We start from the raw sequence: 14908 nt of genomic DNA on the forward strand, positions 1-14908 counted from the left end.
CTTTCTCGTTTGATTACCGTTTATAATCATTATACATCACTTATTAGAAAATGTGGATAAATAATAATAAATTTGCCCTAAATTTACGTTAGAATCGTTGCTACAGAATTTTTTATTGATATAAAATTTCAAATTTGCTTTAGTAAATTTTTTGTAAATAAGTTCGAGTAAAGTCTTATTTTGAAAAACTCCGCCGCTTAGCAAAATTTCCATTTTTTCTTTTTTTGAAATTTCAAAAATAATATCAGCCAAGCCATTTATAAACGCCGTTGCAGCCACTCTTGGCTCATCTTTTAAAGTACTTTTAAAAGCTTCTTTAATGCCGATCACTCCATTATCTAGGCTAAATTTGTAACACACATCTAAATTTTTATCATAAAGCGCTTCAAGCCTCATACCGCTCTCGCCCTCAAAGCTTGAGTGAAAAAGACCACAGATAATAGCACCAAATGCGTCAAATATCCTACCAACCGAGCTAGTCTTTACTAAGTTTAATCCTTTTTGCTCCATTTTTTTAAAATTTGCAAGCATTTTTTCATCAAAATTTACTAAAAATTTACTCGCTTCTTCTTCAAGTGAGTACTTCAAAATAATAGAATAAGCGATGAGATAGATATTTTTTATGCTATTTTCGCCACCAAATAAGCTAAATTCATCAAAATGATAAACTCTCTCGTAATTCTTTTTATCTAGCTTAAAGACTTCTCCACCCCAAATTTTGCCATCCTCCCCATATCCAGTGCCATCAAAACAAAATCCAAGATACTCTTTGTCTACTAGTTCATTTTCAAAGATCACGCTTAGCAGATGCGCGTAGTGGTGCTGCAAATAAACTAGCTCAAAGCCCTGATCCTTTGCCCATTTTGTGTTTAAAAAATTTGGATGCAGATCGGCTATGACCTTGTCTATTTTTAGGTTGTAGGTCTTTTCAAAAAGGGTAAAAATATCTTTAAATCTATCAAAAGTCGCCACGTTTTTTAGGTCGCCGATATACGGGCTAATCATCAAAAGGCCGTCTTTGTATATACAAAAAGAACTTTTTAGCTCCGCTCCAAGGGCTAAAAATGTCCCTTTTTGCTTGAAATTTGTATGGATGAAATTTGGATTTAAGCCACGACTCGTTCTTGTGAAAATTGTCTCATCACCAACGCAAAATGCGATACTATCGTCACTTGGTGAGTAAATTTCGCGGTCGTGATCAAGGTAAAAGTCTATGACATCGCCTAGCTTTACTCTTAGCTCACTCTCATCTTTTATCACAACTTCGCCTGAGATATTTGCGCTAGTTGCGATGATGTCGTGTTCTAAATAGTCAAACAACAAAAGATGTATGCCACTAAATGCGAGCATGACGCCAAGCTTATTTAAATTTGGAGCGACGCTTTTTGCGATATTTGAGCCATTTTTTGCCTCAAGCAAGACGATTGGCTTTAAATTTGAAGTAAGAAGCCTGGCCTCTGACTCTGAAATTTTTGCTATTTTTCTAGCATTTTCTAAATTTTTACTCATTAGGGCAAAGGGCTTGCTTGGGCGGTGCTTTCTAGCTCTTAGCTCGCTAACTGCGGCTTCATTTGTCGCATCACAAATCAAATGAAAGCCACCAAGCCCTTTAATGGCTAAGATTTTGCCCTCGTTTATGAGCTTAGCCGCATCTTTGGCCGCTTCGTTTTTACTAGCCAAGGCTTTACCAAATTTATCTTTTAGATAGAGCTTTGGTCCACAGTTTGGGCAGGAGATCGGCTCTGCGTGATAGCGGCGGTTAAGCGGATCTTTATACTCGCTCTCGCAAAATTTGCACATTTTAAACTCATTCATCGTCGTATTTACCCGGTCATAAGGCAATGCTTTGATGATGGAAAATCTTGGTCCGCAGTTGGTGCAGTTTATAAATGGATATTTGTAGCGTGGATTTGTGGGGTCATAAAACTCGCGCAAGCAGTCATCGCAAAGCGCGTAATCAGGCAAAATAGGCGCTTGTTTGGTGGCTCTTTTTGAAGCGATGATCTCAAGCTTTTTATAAATTTTATCTATCTTAATCTTCTTTAGCTCATCGATCCTAGCAAGGGCTGGTAGCTTCTCATAGAGCTCCTTTTCAAAAACCAAAAAGCCAGCCTCATCGCCGCTAAAATTTAGCTTCACGCCCTCATCATCATTGTAAATTTCACCAACGAGGGCAAATTTATGCGCCAAAGTATAGACAAAAGGTCTAAAACCAACGCCTTGAACTAAGCCCTTGATCTCATATCTAAAGCTTGATCTCAATGCCAAATCCGGGGTCAAAATTTGTTTTTATGTTTGGGTTTAGGTGCTTTTTTATCAAGTTGCTAACTACCTTATTATAAAATAAATCCCCGCTTAAAGTAACATTTTTGATGTTAAATTTATCTCGTTTTTCATAGCTAAAATCGCTCAAAAAATGCGCCAAAGACTCGGTGCAACCAAAGCTGATGTTCTTCTCTCCAGCGCCAGCAAGGACAAACGAAATGATACTTTTTACAAACTTAACCCCGTCTAAACCAAAGTCATCTTTCATCTTATAATCGATCCTAACGCCCTTTTGACCGTTAAAATCAGCTGCCATAAGAAGCAAATTCTCCCCTGCTTTTTTAAACTCACTGCTTGTGCCAAGCAAGCGTCCAGCTATACAAAATAGCGAGAAAAAGCTAGCGTTTGAGCTAAATTTACCGCTTGGCAAGGTGTGCTCTTTACTGAAGTTTTCAAGTAGTCTTTCGCCGCCTTCCTCGGCTCTTATGAGCTCATAAATTTCTTCAAAGCTACTAAATTTTGGCAAAAATAGAAGCTGCGTTTTGCTTGATTTTGAAAGCAGGCAAATTTCATCATCGCTAAATTTGCTAAATTTTAGCCCCAAAGCTATATCGCCAAAATTACTAAGCTCAATTTCCCCGTTTTTTGCATAGAAAAATGGGCTTAAAACTGCGCTATTTTCAAGTAAAATAAGCCTTGAAAGAGCATTTTTTTGCTCCTTTACAGCAACGCTTAAAAAGCTAAAGCCCTCTTTATTTAGCTGTTCGCAAACGGCGTAAAGAAAAAGATCATTTGGCGCCATCACGTCAAAAAATAGCGGTGCGTCCTCGTGATTTTGCCTATAAATGGCTGTCGTCTTTAGAGCTAAAAGTGGCTTTTCAAAGCTAGCTAAAAATGTCAAAACTCTATCATCGGCGATAAAAATTTTTGGTAGCTGCTTTAAATTTACAGGCATCAAGAAATTTGCGTCAAAATTTACGCCAAGAGAAATTTCATATAAATTTTCATCTTGCTCTACGCAAACGCTCTTGCCGTTTTTTAACAAATTTAGGCAAGCTTTTAGCTTTTCATTAAAATTTTCAAGCGTTATCTCACCCTCAAATTTACTCTCACATAGCACGCCACTTTCATTTAAGATAGCCTTTTCGCTAGCCAAAAATGTGCTCGCTTGAGTCGGAGTTAGGCCGCCAAATTTTATCTCATTTATCTTGCTATCTTCATCAAGCTCACTTGCAGCCAAGACCTCACTGTGCTTTATAAAAAGACTAAATGGCAAGAGCGCGCTTGCTTTATTTGCCACGCTCTCAAGCTCGCTGGTATTGCCACTTACCTTTAGACAAGTTTCATCATCTCTGCACTTTATACTATGAGCTAGATCGCCAGCAAGCAAGCGTAAAAATGGCACCAGAAACGAAGCATCTTTGTGGCAAGTAAATTTAAAAGCAAGTATCATTTTAAACCTTTTTTAGCGTATTCATCAACGATATCATTTAGGGTGAAATTTGCTACTTTTTCACACTTAAAATCAAGCTCTTTTAAGTGATCAAGCAGCGTTTTTTCTAAAATATTAGAAGCGTTTATAACCTCATCTGAGAGGCTAAAATTTGATGATTCTATGCGGCTAGGCACGATGCCTAAAATTTTAGTCGTAGGTCTATCGCCTGCAAGCTCCATTAGATGAAGGGTCTGGAGCATCTCTATCTCGTGAGCCGAGCCGTCCCAGCTGATAAAATTTGGCACATTTAGAAAGTCAAAAAAATAAACATCACCCACGCTTGCACCATTTGCGCTAATGCAATCAACGACGATAAGATAGTCAAATTCACTTATGATGTGAGTTAGAGCGAGGGCTAAAGTGCCACCGTCCATTAGAGTAAGCTCGTTTTTAGAGCTTGTAAATTTATAGTTTTTAGCCATCAAATTTACAAAATGAGCACCTATGCCCTCATCGGCAAACATCACGTTGCCGATACCAAGAACCAGCACTCTCATCAGTGTTCTTTTACAAATTTATAACCACTAACGATGGCGTCCATCGCTCCATTTTTGCCTTTAACAGCGTTAAATACCGCCATATAAACATGAATCGGCACAAATATCATAATGACCCACATACAAATTCTATGTATCGTTCTGACATTTGCTAGTCCGCCCATAAGCTCTTCAAAAAACCTAGCTGGCTCATAAAGTGCTCCGCCAAGTCCCTCATGATAAACATGAACATAAAGCACAAGACCACTTAGGCAAATAAGAGTCAAAATAAGATAAAAGAAAAAGTATGAGGCAAACTGCAAAGGATTATAAACGCCCCTTAAATGCGGATGTGGCCCCATAAAAAGATAGTATTTGATCTGTGCGATCCAAATTTTTGGATTTAGAAAATCAACCACACTCATCCACTCTTTTTTACTATGTTTATCAAAGACAAATAGATAAAATTTAAAGATAAACGCCGCTATTAGCACAAAGCCAGCGATCTGATGAGCCATACGCCACTTTGCTTGCATAAAATTTGTAGGCTCGCTCGTAATCTCTGGACTCACAAAAACGTATGAGATATAGTAGCCACTCACAACTAAAAGTGTGATCGCTGCAAATCTAATCCAGTGTGTCAGCCTAACGCCGATGGAGAATTCGTATTCGCTGATCCTGTCAGCATTTTTATGTGACATATTCTCTCCTTACAAATTTGGATTTATCTTATAAGTACTCAAATCATTTCCCTTTGTATCCATAACATGCACAGCACATGCGATGCAAGGATCGTAAGAGTGAATTTTTCGTATTATCTCAAGTGGCTTTGAAAGATCAGTGATCTTTAAACCAACTAAGCACGCCTCATAGCTTCCCATTTGATTTTGTGCGTCTTTTGGAGAGGCGTTCCATGTGCTTGGTACGACTGCTTGCCAGTTTGTGATAACGCCATCTTTTATGCGACACCAGTGGCTAAGCGCACCTCTTGGAGCGTTGCCTTGAAAATTTCCTTTATATTCTTTTTTGTTATCGATTACATATTTTGCGCAAGTCTCTTGATCTGTCTTTAAATTTTCGATCAGGGCATTAAATGCGTCCATCGTGTGCTCTGCGACAACTTTTGCTTCAAGCATACGAGCAGCGGTTCTGCCTAGAGTTGAAAAGACCGCGCTTAGTGGCAAGCCACTCTTTGCTAAAAACTCATCAACTACCTTTTTAACTCTCTCGTTGCCTCTAGCGTAGTTTATGACGATGCTTGCGATCGGTCCTACTTGCATAGGCAAGCCGTCATATCTTGGTGCTTTGATCCAGCTATATTTACCCTTTGTGTCAAAAAGCTTGCTGTGAGCTAGCTTGCCCTCGCCGTCTATGCTCTCGCCATCAACAAGGCCTGTGTAGTTTGCCTCGGTCTCGCCGTCATATGGGTGAAGCGCTTTGTCATTTTTATACCAAGCTCTTGTCGCCTCTTCTGTGATCTTGTCTTCGTCTATGTCATAAACCTTGCTAAGATCGCCATTTAAGATGATGCCACCTTTAAATAGATGGTCATTTTTGCCGATCAAAAACTCATCGTAGCAGAATAAATTTGATACGCCAACGTCGTTTAGAACGCTTGGCTCGTTTGCATAAGCCTTAGCTGCCATCAAGATATCTGGGTAGTAAGCTCTATCTACAAATTCTTTTATCTCAGCAAATTTACTCATGTATTCGCCCATTCTGGCTGGATCAAGCAGGTCCATCACGCAAGTCACGCCACCAACTGTTAGACTTTGTGGATGTGGGTTTTTCGCACCAAAGATAGCCATCATCTGAGCTGCTGTTCTTTGAATTCTAAGGCACTCTAAGTAGTGAGAGAGGACGATTAAATTTTGCTCAGGAGTAAATTTATATGTGCTATGTCCCCAGTATGCGTTAGCAAATGGTCCAAGGTTGCCCTTTTTAACAAAGGCTTCAACCCTCTCTTTTACCTCTTTTAGCTTATCAGCTCCTGTGGCAAATGGCGTGCTTGTGTATTTAAACGCCTCTTCGCTAGCCTTATGCACGTCTGCGCTTAGTGCAGAGACGACATCTGCCCAGTCCATGCCGTGAAGCTGATAAAAGTGCACGATGTGATCGTGAAGATATAAAGCTGCATTCATAAGCGTTCTAGTTAGCTCAGCATTTAGCGGAGGCTTGATGCCAAGGGCGTTCTCAACTGCGACTATGCCTGCTCGGTAGTGCGAGTATGTGCAAACACCGCAAATTCTTTGCATGAAAAAGCCAGCATCTCTTGGGTCTCTGTTTTTTACTATCTGCTCTAAGCCTCTCCAAAGAGTTGAGCCAGAGTAAGCCTCTTTGACAACGTTGTTTTCATCGACTACGACTTCTATTCTTAAGTGCCCTTCGATACGTGTTATAGGGTCTATTACTATTCTTTTTTCACTCATTTTTTCGCCTTATTCTTTATCTTTACTCATAGAAGCTATAACAGCGTGAGCCGCCATGCCAATACCTGCTAGAGCTAAAATTCCAATGCCTATTTTATCACTTACATTATCAGCGCCAAGCCCCAAAACAGTGTCAAATAGTCTATCAGCCATAGGCTCTTCAAACGGCCCCATCGTATCCCAGAAGTCTGGCTCCGAGCAGCCTATACAGCCGTGACCTGCCTGAACTGGCCATGATGTGTGCTGGTTAAATCTCTCGCGTGAGCAGTTATTAAATGTATATGGACCTTTACAGCCTACTTTATATAAGCAGTAGCCATTTTTTGCGCCCTCGTCGCCAAAGCTTTGGACAAACTCGCCTGCATCAAAGTGGCCACGTCTCTCGCAAAGATCGTGAATTCTTAAGCCATAAGCCCATTTTGGTCTGTTATAAACATCAAGTGCAGGCAAAGTGCCAAATAGCAAGTAGTGAAGCACGTTGCCAACGATGTTTTTCTCGCTTGGAGGACAGCCTGGCACGTTTATGACTGGCTTGTCAGTCACCTTTGAAAGACCGACTGAATTTGTTGGATTTGGCTTAGCTGCTTGGATACCGCCAAAGCTAGAACAGGTGCCAATAGCAAAGATAGCAGCCGCGTTAGCAGAGGCATTTACAGCGTGAGTTTTGCCACTTGTGCCGTGAGGTCCGACTGTTAAAAAGTGCTCAGTAGCTCCTGTTGGCACGCCACCCTCAACTAGCAGGATATATCTGCCTTTATATTTTTCTATCGCATGCTCTAAATTTTCTTCAGCCTGCCAGCCAGCAGCTGCCATGATAGTTTCGTGGTATTCAAGGCTTATGTAGTCAAATATAAGGCTATCTATGCTTGGAGCGTCAGTTCTTAGCAAGCCCTCGCTACAGCCAGTGCATTCTGCCATGTGAAGCCATATCACAGGGAGCCTATCGCTTAGCTCAGCAGCACGAGCAACCATCGGTGTCATCGCACTTGGTAGTGCCATAAAAGCTGTCATCGCACCAGCCCACTTCATAAAATCACGCCTAGTAAAGCCCTTATCTTTTAAAAGCTGCGCAATACTAGTGTCATTTTTCATCTTAGGCAATGCACTAAGTTCGCTTAAGCGTCTATTTATCTTTTGACGCAAGTCATTATTCATATAAGCTCCTTCATTTGAAATTTGTTTCATATGTATAGTATCTTTGTTTTAAAAAGAGTAAAATTATTTTATAATATTAGTAGTTATATTTAAATAAATTTTAAAATAAAATTTTAAATGCCTTGAAATCAATAATCTTAAAATATGTTAAAAAATAATATTTAGTGAGAATTTATCCTATTTTGAGAAATGATATGGCAAGAATTCTATTTTTCTGAAAGTAAATATCAATTAAATTTTTAATAATTTTAAAAAATAATTTAGTGTTTTTAAGAAGAGTAAAATTTAAGGTAAAAATTACAAAAGCCTAAACGGGTTAAATTTAGGCTTTTAAATTTGTATTAAAATGGCCAGATAGCCTCCATAAGTCTTGTGCCCCAAGGCTTTTTGGTAGATTTGTCTAGCTCGCCCTCGGTTTTATATAAAATTTTGGCGTCAGCTATGTATTTTGAGTCGATTTCGTTGTTTTGTGAGATGTCGTAAGGTCTTATGACGCCACTTACTTGCATGATCTGCTTTTCGCCATTTATAAGTAGCTCGCGACTACCTTCAATGAAGTAGTTGCCGTTATTTAGGATCTTGATGATCCTAGCTGAGATGGTCGCGGTAAATTTCTCGCTTCTGTTGCTCGTGCCACTACCTGTAAATTTATTGCCACCACCTGCTTTAAAGCCGATGTCGCCGTATTTGTTCAGATTTTCAGCCACGGTTGAGAGCGGCGCGGCTCCAGCTGTGAAAACGCCGCCACCAAGCGAAATGGTGCTATCTTTGTTGGTGCTTTTACTACCGCTTGAAATTTGACTTGCATTTTCTGAGATGACGATGGTTACGATGTCATTTACATTCATCGCCTTTCTATCTGAAAATAGAGGGTTGTCACCCTTGCCAAAGAGGCTACCAGCATTACTTTGACCGCTACCACTGTCTTTTGAAGGGAGTTGCTCGACATACACTGGAGGTTTCATATTGATGTGAGGATCTGCACTTGGGGTGCAACCTGTGTAAAAAATGCCCGCAAATGTGACGAGCCAAATCTTTTTATAGTTCATAAAATGCCTTAAAATAAGTATCTTTGTGCTAAGATTAAGCAATTTAAGTTCCCAAAAAGGTCACAAATGAAAAGTTGTTACATTTTTTCAGACAAAAATCTAGCATATTTGCAGGAAATTATAGCTACAAAATTCAAAAAAGTTGAGATCTTTAAGATAACTCCAGACGAAAACGACAAAAAAAATCTAATAAATTTAAATGAAAAGGAGTTTTTTTTAAAATTTATAGATAAATTTGAAGAGTTAAAGGCCAAGAGCGACTTTGTCATAGTCGTTGGTTGTGAGGGCTTTAGCGTCTTTGGCAAGAGCGAGCTAAATTTAAAGCTAGCTAGAAATTTAAACACTCCAGTCTTTGATGAAAATGCAAACGAGCTAAGGGCGCTAAATTTAAACTCAAAGCTTCTAATAACCGATAATTTTGATGAAATTTTAAGCTACAACGCCGAGATCATCACGCCATTTAAATTTCAAAGCCTGCTTCTAAAAAGAGCCAAAGCGGCAAACAAAACAGTCGTTTTGCCAGAGAGTGATGATGAGAGAATTTTAAAAGCAGCCCACATCGTGTTAGAAAAAGGTGCGGCAAAGGTGATCTTGCTAGGGCTTGAGAGCGAAATTTCTAAAAAGGCAGCCACTTTTGGGCTAAATTTAAGCAAAGCAAAGGTACTAAATCCAGCGCAAAACGAGCTAACAGATGAATTTTCAAAGAAAATTTATGAGCTAAGAAAACATAAAGGCGTTGATGAAGCCAAAGCAAATGCGCTTGCAAAAGATAAAATTTACTTTGCCACGATGCTAATACATGAAGGCATAGCAGACGCACTTGTAAGTGGCGCTACGATGAGCACGGCTGATACTATCCGCCCAGCCCTTCAGATCATAAAAACAAAGCCAAATGTAAGTGTGGTAAGCGGGGCATTTTTCATGGCGCTTGAAGAGGAAATTTTACTCTTTGCAGACTGCGCCGTCACACCAAATCCAAGCAGCGATGAACTAGCTAGCATCACGCTAAGTAGCGCTCAAACGGCAAGTGCCTTTGGGCTTAACCCAAAGATCGCCATGTTAAGCTACTCAACAGCTGATAGTGGTAGCGGGGCTGATGTGGAGTTTGTAAAAGAGGCTGCCAAAAAGGCGAGCGAGCTTGATGCGAATTTAAAGATCGCAGCGCCAATTCAGTTTGACGCGGCAGTTGATCTAAGCGTTGCTAGTAAAAAGATGCCAAATTCCGATGTCGCAGGACAGGCAAATGTATTTATATTTCCAAATTTAAACTGCGGAAACATCTGCTACAAGGCAGTTCAGCGAAGCGCAAACGCCCTAGCTGTGGGCCCGATACTTCAAGGATTAAAAAAGCCAGTTAACGACCTAAGTCGCGGCTGCCTCGTTGAAGACGTGGTAAATACTATCTTAATCAGTGCTATACAAGCAGGAGAATAATATGAAAATTTTGGTTTTAAACTCAGGTAGTAGTTCGATAAAATTTCAACTTTTTGATATGCAGACAAAAACGAGCCTAGCAAGCGGTCTGGTCGAACAAATCGGCAGCAATAGCTCAAGAGCGGTACTAAAAGCAAATGGCGAAATTTATGAGATAAAACGCTTTATAAAAGACCACCACGACGGACTTGAGGCGATGAACGAGCTCTTTGTCACCTCACACACTCTGCACGATCTAAGTGAGCTTGATGGCATCGGACACAGGATAGTGCACGGCGGAGAGAGCTTTTTTAGCTCAATGATCGTTGATGAGAGCGTTATTAAAAAGATAGAGGAGATAAGCCCACTTGCCCCTCTTCATAACCCAGGGCACCTTGCTGGCATTAAAAACGCAATGAAAGAGAGCAAAAATGTGCCTCACGTGGTCGTTTTTGACACTGTGTTTCATCAAAGCATGCCAGAGTATGCCTACCGCTATGCCCTACCCTACGATGTTTGCAAGACTCATCACATCAGAAAATACGGCTTTCACGGCACTTCACACAGATATGTCTGCAAGCAAGCGGCAAAAATGCTTGGCATAGAGTTTGATAAATTTAACGCTATCTCGCTTCATCTAGGCAACGGCGCCTCAGCATGTGCGGTGCAAAACGGCAAAAGTATCGATACCTCGATGGGGCTTAGCCCACTTGAAGGGCTCATAATGGGCACAAGAAGCGGCGATATGGACCCAGCTGTGGTCATCTACTTGCTAAATATCGGCGTTTTAAAGTGGAACGAGATAGATAATTTTTTAAACAAAAAAAGCGGACTTTTTGGAATTTGTGGCTCAAGCGACATGAGAGAGGTTGTGGCTAAAATGCAAAACGACGAGCGAGCAAAACTTGCATTTGAGATGTTTTGCTACCGAGTGAAAAAATATATTGGCTCATATTACGCCATTTTAGGACGCGTTGATGCACTTATATTTACTGGCGGTATCGGCGAAAATGCACCAAATACAAGGCAAAAAATTTGTGATGAACTAAAGCATCTTGGCATTCACATAAATCACGATCTAAATTTCCAAGACATGCGAGACGAGAGATGCATAGACGGGGATGACGCTAAGATAAAAACACTCATCATCCCAACAAACGAAGAGCTAGAAATCGCGATAGAAACGGCTAGAGTAATAAAAGAGAGCAAAGCCAAATAAATAGATGTTTAAGCCAGACTTGATATATAAATTTTAAGCCTAATTCGTTTTAAAATAGAATTAGCATTATTTTTATACTACTAGATAAAAAGCTTTTGCGATTTTAAGCCGCAAAAGCTTGCAATCAATTTTTCTTAAAAAATCTCAAAATTTTTGCTTGAAGTTTAAACTGATCTGAAAGCTCCATTATCGGATAAGCTCCAGCGTATTTTTTGCCACCAGGCAGATCTTTACTAACACCACCACGTGCTGCGATCTGCGCAAAGTCACCCACACTCACATGTCCAGTCGAGCCACTTTGCCCGCCCATGACGACGTTTCTGCCTAGCACTGTTGAGCCAGCAAGGCCAGTTTGTGAGACGATAAGGCAGCCGTTTCCAAGCTCGCAGTTGTGGCCTATTTGAACAAGGTTGTCTATCTTTGTGTAGTTTGCGATCATTGTGCTTTCAAAAACACCACGATCTACAGTCGTGCAAGCACCGATCTCTACAAAATCACCTAGGACAACATTGCCGTTGTGATAAATTTTCACATGTTCGCCAGTTTTTGTGTGTGCATATCCAAAGCCGTCGCTTCCTATAACGCAATTTGCCAGCAAGTGACACTCATTGCCCACCACACAGTCGTTGTAAATGACAACATTTGGATGGATGATGCAGTTTTTGCCAATAGTCACATTATCGCCCAAAAATACCCCAGCCATGACTATCGTGTTTTCGCCCACGCTCACATTTGAGCCAATATATACATTTGGCATGATAGTAGCACTAGAAGCAATATTTGAAGGTTTTGGCTCACAAAATAATGGCTTCGCATAGTCCTTGCTAAGCAAGGCAAATGCAAGATGCGGATTGTCGCAGACAAGTGCGATCATGCCAGCTGGTACCAGGTCCAAAAGGGCTTTTGTGACCAAGATAGCTCCAGCATTTGAGTTGCCTATAAATTTGGCATTTTTCTCGCCATCGCAGTATGTTAGCTCGGCTTTATTTGCATTTTTTAAAGAATTTAAGGCAAAAATTTCTATATCTTCTCCGCTAAAAGTAGCGTTTACTTTTAAAGCTATTTCACTTAGTTTCATTATATATCCATTATCACAGATCCGCCGCGTACGACGTCAACTGGGTTAAATTTCTTTATAGATTTTAAAAAACTCTCTATCCTGCTCGCATCGTCAGCCACCATGACAACGATATAATTTTCGTTTGTGTTTGTTACGATGCCGTTGTATGCCTTTAGTATCGCTTCAAGGCCAGCAAAATTTTCACCAAGCGGAATTTTCACAAGAGCCATCTCTTTTTCGACAAATTCACCACTTTCTATGACTTTATATGTTGGTATGAGTTTATGAAGCTGCTTTACGATCTGCTCCAAGACTCTCTCGTCGCCACTAGTTACGATGCTTAGTCTTGAGAAGTTGCTCTCAGGTATTGGAGCAACTGTAAGCGTGTCGATGTTGTAACCCCTGCCCGCAAAAAGCCCAGAAATTCTAGCCAAAACGCCGTGTTCATTTAAAACTATAACCGAAATCGTTCTTCTGATACTCATTTTTCTTCCTTGCTCTTTAATATCATATTATAAATCGCGGCTCCAGCTGGAACCATAGGAAGCACATCCTCAAAGCGGTCGATCCTAACGTCGATCATCGCTGATTTTTTGCTATCGATCGCTTCTTTTAAAGCCTTTCTAAACTCATCCTTACTCTTGCAAACAAAGCCAACTCCGCCAAATCCTTCAGCGATCTTTACAAAATCAGGCTGCAAGCTAAGATCAGTTGATGAGTAGCGTTTTTCATAAAAAAATGTCTGCCACTGACGAACCATACCTAAGAAGTTGTTATTTAAAATGATATTTATAACTGGCATATTTATCTCATGAGCCGTCATTAACTCTTGGATATTCATAAGTATTGAGCCATCGCCTGTAAAATTTATAACAAGATTGTCTGGTTTTGCGCATTTTGCGCCGATCGCTGCAGGGAGGCCAAATCCCATTGTGCCAAGTCCACCACTTGTGACAAGCTGTCTTGCTCGGTTAAACGGATAAAACTGCGCCACCCACATTTGGTGCTGTCCGACATCTGTTGAGATTATCGCATCAGCTCCTGCTATCTTTGCGGTCTCTTCGATAACCCATTGCGGTTTTAAGACCTTGTCGCTATCTGTGTAGCCAAGTGGATTTAGTTTAGAATATCTATCTAAAATTTCTCTCCAAGGGGCGTAGTTTTCAGGCTTTGCATTGACTTCTTCATAAAGCTCAGTTAGCACGTTTGCAAGATCGCCAACGATTGGATAGTGGGCATTTATGATCTTTGAGATGGAGCTTGGATCGATATCGATGTGGATAATCTTTGCATGTTTGGCAAACTCGTCCGTCCTGCCGGTGATCCTGTCACAAAATCTAGCTCCAAGCGAGATCAAAAGGTCACACTCGCTTAAAGCCATATTTGAAGCATAGCTACCATGCATACCAGCCATGCCTAAATTTAGCTTATCTTTTGCGTCAAGTACGCCAAGAGCCATCAGTGTCTCGACTGCTGGAATGCCTGTTTTTTGCATAAATTTACGGATGATCTCGCTAGCATTTGATGCGATCGCACCACCACCTATGTATAAAAGCGGTCTTTTGGCTTCATTTATCGCAACTGCTGCCTTTTTTATCTGTTTTGAGTTGCCCTTATAGGTCGGCTTGTAACTTGGGATAGAAATTTCTTTTGGATATACAAAATCACCAAGCTTTGATGTGATATTTTTTGGAATGTCGATATGAACTGGTCCTGGGCGGCCTGATCTTGCGATATAAAAAGCCTCTTTTATGATGCGAGGTAGCTCCTCGACGCTATTTACTAAAAAATTGTGCTTGACACATGGGCGTGAAATTCCAACCGCATCAATCTCTTGAAATGCATCTGTACCTATCATAAATGTCGGCACCTGACCGCTTATAAGCACGATCGGTATGCTATCGCTGTAAGCTGTGGCAAGGCCTGTGACTGCATTTGTAAAACCAGGGCCACTCGTAACAAAAGCAACACCCACTTTACCGCTAACCCTTGCATATCCGTCTGCTGCATGTACGGCTGCTTGCTCGTGGCGAACCAAAACGTGTTTAAAATAAGTCTGCTTGTATGTTTCGTCGTAGATATTTAAAGCTGCACCGCCAGGATAGCCAAAAACTATCTCAACGCCCTCTTCGTGCAAGGCCTCGCTTATCATCTGTGAACCAGAAATCTGTTTTATCATCACTTTAGCCTTTTGATAAATTTATCGCAGATTATATCCCAAAGCATTTTAAATCCATTTTAACTTTCTAGCGAAATTTAGGTATTGCTTTGATTTTCTTGAAAAATTTTTAACTAGCTTAGAAGAATAATACAAAATATTTTACATAAAATTAAACATATTATTTTT

General features: G+C 40.4%; 12 protein-coding genes. 2 read left to right on the forward strand and 10 right to left on the reverse strand.

Annotation, left to right across the window (positions count from 1 at the left end; genetic code table 11):
- Positions 1–36 precede the first annotated feature (36 nt).
- From hypF to flgH, 7 genes are all read right to left on the reverse strand, one after another.
- A complete protein-coding gene (gene hypF / locus B9N66_RS04855) occupies positions 37–2262 on the reverse strand; it encodes a carbamoyltransferase HypF (protein WP_087580123.1) in 2226 nt (741 codons plus the stop codon).
- Positions 2246–3718 carry a hypothetical protein gene (locus tag B9N66_RS04860; protein ID WP_087580124.1) on the reverse strand — a complete coding sequence of 491 codons (1473 nt, stop codon included), beginning with the start codon at positions 3716–3718 and terminating at the stop codon, positions 2246–2248. Before B9N66_RS04860 ends, hypF begins: the two co-directional genes overlap by 17 nt.
- A complete protein-coding gene (locus B9N66_RS04865) occupies positions 3715–4257 on the reverse strand; it encodes a HyaD/HybD family hydrogenase maturation endopeptidase (RefSeq protein WP_087580125.1) in 543 nt (180 codons plus the stop codon). The genes B9N66_RS04860 and B9N66_RS04865 overlap by 4 nt, the downstream gene beginning before the upstream one ends.
- The gene (gene cybH / locus B9N66_RS04870) at positions 4257–4937 is read right to left on the reverse strand and encodes a Ni/Fe-hydrogenase, b-type cytochrome subunit (protein WP_021091370.1); all 681 of its coding nucleotides are present in this window, start codon (positions 4935–4937) and stop codon (positions 4257–4259) included. The genes B9N66_RS04865 and cybH overlap by 1 nt, the downstream gene beginning before the upstream one ends.
- Positions 4938–4946: 9 nt before the next feature.
- A complete protein-coding gene (locus tag B9N66_RS04875; protein ID WP_087580126.1) occupies positions 4947–6665 on the reverse strand; it encodes a nickel-dependent hydrogenase large subunit in 1719 nt (572 codons plus the stop codon).
- Between the two features lie 9 nt (positions 6666–6674).
- On the reverse strand, positions 6675–7820 hold the full coding sequence (locus tag B9N66_RS04880) for a hydrogenase small subunit (RefSeq protein WP_087580127.1): 1146 nt from the start codon (positions 7818–7820) through the stop codon (positions 6675–6677).
- Positions 7821–8161: 341 nt separating this feature from the next.
- A complete protein-coding gene (gene flgH / locus B9N66_RS04885; protein ID WP_087580128.1) occupies positions 8162–8869 on the reverse strand; it encodes a flagellar basal body L-ring protein FlgH in 708 nt (235 codons plus the stop codon).
- 66 nt (positions 8870–8935) lie between these two features.
- On the opposite strand from flgH, the gene pta reads away from it, so the two are divergent.
- Positions 8936–10303: a phosphate acetyltransferase gene (gene pta, locus B9N66_RS04890; RefSeq protein ID WP_087580129.1), complete on the forward strand. Its 1368-nt coding sequence runs from the start codon at positions 8936–8938 to the stop codon at positions 10301–10303.
- 1 nt (position 10304) lies between these two features.
- Entirely contained in the window at positions 10305–11501 is a 1197-nt protein-coding gene (locus tag B9N66_RS04895; RefSeq protein ID WP_087580130.1) for an acetate kinase, read from the forward strand.
- A gap of 124 nt (positions 11502–11625) precedes the next feature.
- On the opposite strand, the gene lpxD is transcribed toward B9N66_RS04895, so the two are convergent.
- From lpxD to B9N66_RS04910, 3 genes are read right to left on the reverse strand one after another with little or no spacing between them, the layout of a single operon-like run.
- Positions 11626–12579: a UDP-3-O-(3-hydroxymyristoyl)glucosamine N-acyltransferase gene (gene lpxD / locus B9N66_RS04900; protein ID WP_087580131.1), complete on the reverse strand. Its 954-nt coding sequence runs from the start codon at positions 12577–12579 to the stop codon at positions 11626–11628.
- A complete protein-coding gene (gene ilvN, locus B9N66_RS04905) occupies positions 12579–13040 on the reverse strand; it encodes an acetolactate synthase small subunit (RefSeq protein ID WP_223154400.1) in 462 nt (153 codons plus the stop codon). The genes lpxD and ilvN overlap by 1 nt, the downstream gene beginning before the upstream one ends.
- A 2-nt stretch (positions 13041–13042) precedes the next feature.
- Entirely contained in the window at positions 13043–14737 is a 1695-nt protein-coding gene (locus tag B9N66_RS04910; protein WP_257639780.1) for an acetolactate synthase large subunit, read from the reverse strand.
- Between the last annotated feature and the right edge of the window lie 171 nt (positions 14738–14908).

The sequence above is a fragment of the Campylobacter concisus genome (assembly GCF_002165775.1).
GTDB lineage: Bacteria > Campylobacterota > Campylobacteria > Campylobacterales > Campylobacteraceae > Campylobacter_A > Campylobacter_A concisus_E.

Coding starts and splice junctions, on each gene's coding strand:
- B9N66_RS04880 (WP_087580127.1), bottom strand. CDS start 7,820: ATGAATAATGACTTGCGTCAAAAGATAAATAGACGCTTAAGCGAACTT.
- B9N66_RS04865 (WP_087580125.1), bottom strand. CDS start 4,257: ATGAGAGTGCTGGTTCTTGGTATCGGCAACGTGATGTTTGCCGATGAG.
- cybH (WP_021091370.1), bottom strand. CDS start 4,937: ATGTCACATAAAAATGCTGACAGGATCAGCGAATACGAATTCTCCATC.
- flgH (WP_087580128.1), bottom strand. CDS start 8,869: ATGAACTATAAAAAGATTTGGCTCGTCACATTTGCGGGCATTTTTTAC.
- pta (WP_087580129.1), top strand. CDS start 8,936: ATGAAAAGTTGTTACATTTTTTCAGACAAAAATCTAGCATATTTGCAG.
- B9N66_RS04875 (WP_087580126.1), bottom strand. CDS start 6,665: ATGAGTGAAAAAAGAATAGTAATAGACCCTATAACACGTATCGAAGGG.
- B9N66_RS04860 (WP_087580124.1), bottom strand. CDS start 3,718: ATGATACTTGCTTTTAAATTTACTTGCCACAAAGATGCTTCGTTTCTG.
- lpxD (WP_087580131.1), bottom strand. CDS start 12,579: ATGAAACTAAGTGAAATAGCTTTAAAAGTAAACGCTACTTTTAGCGGA.
- B9N66_RS04895 (WP_087580130.1), top strand. CDS start 10,305: ATGAAAATTTTGGTTTTAAACTCAGGTAGTAGTTCGATAAAATTTCAA.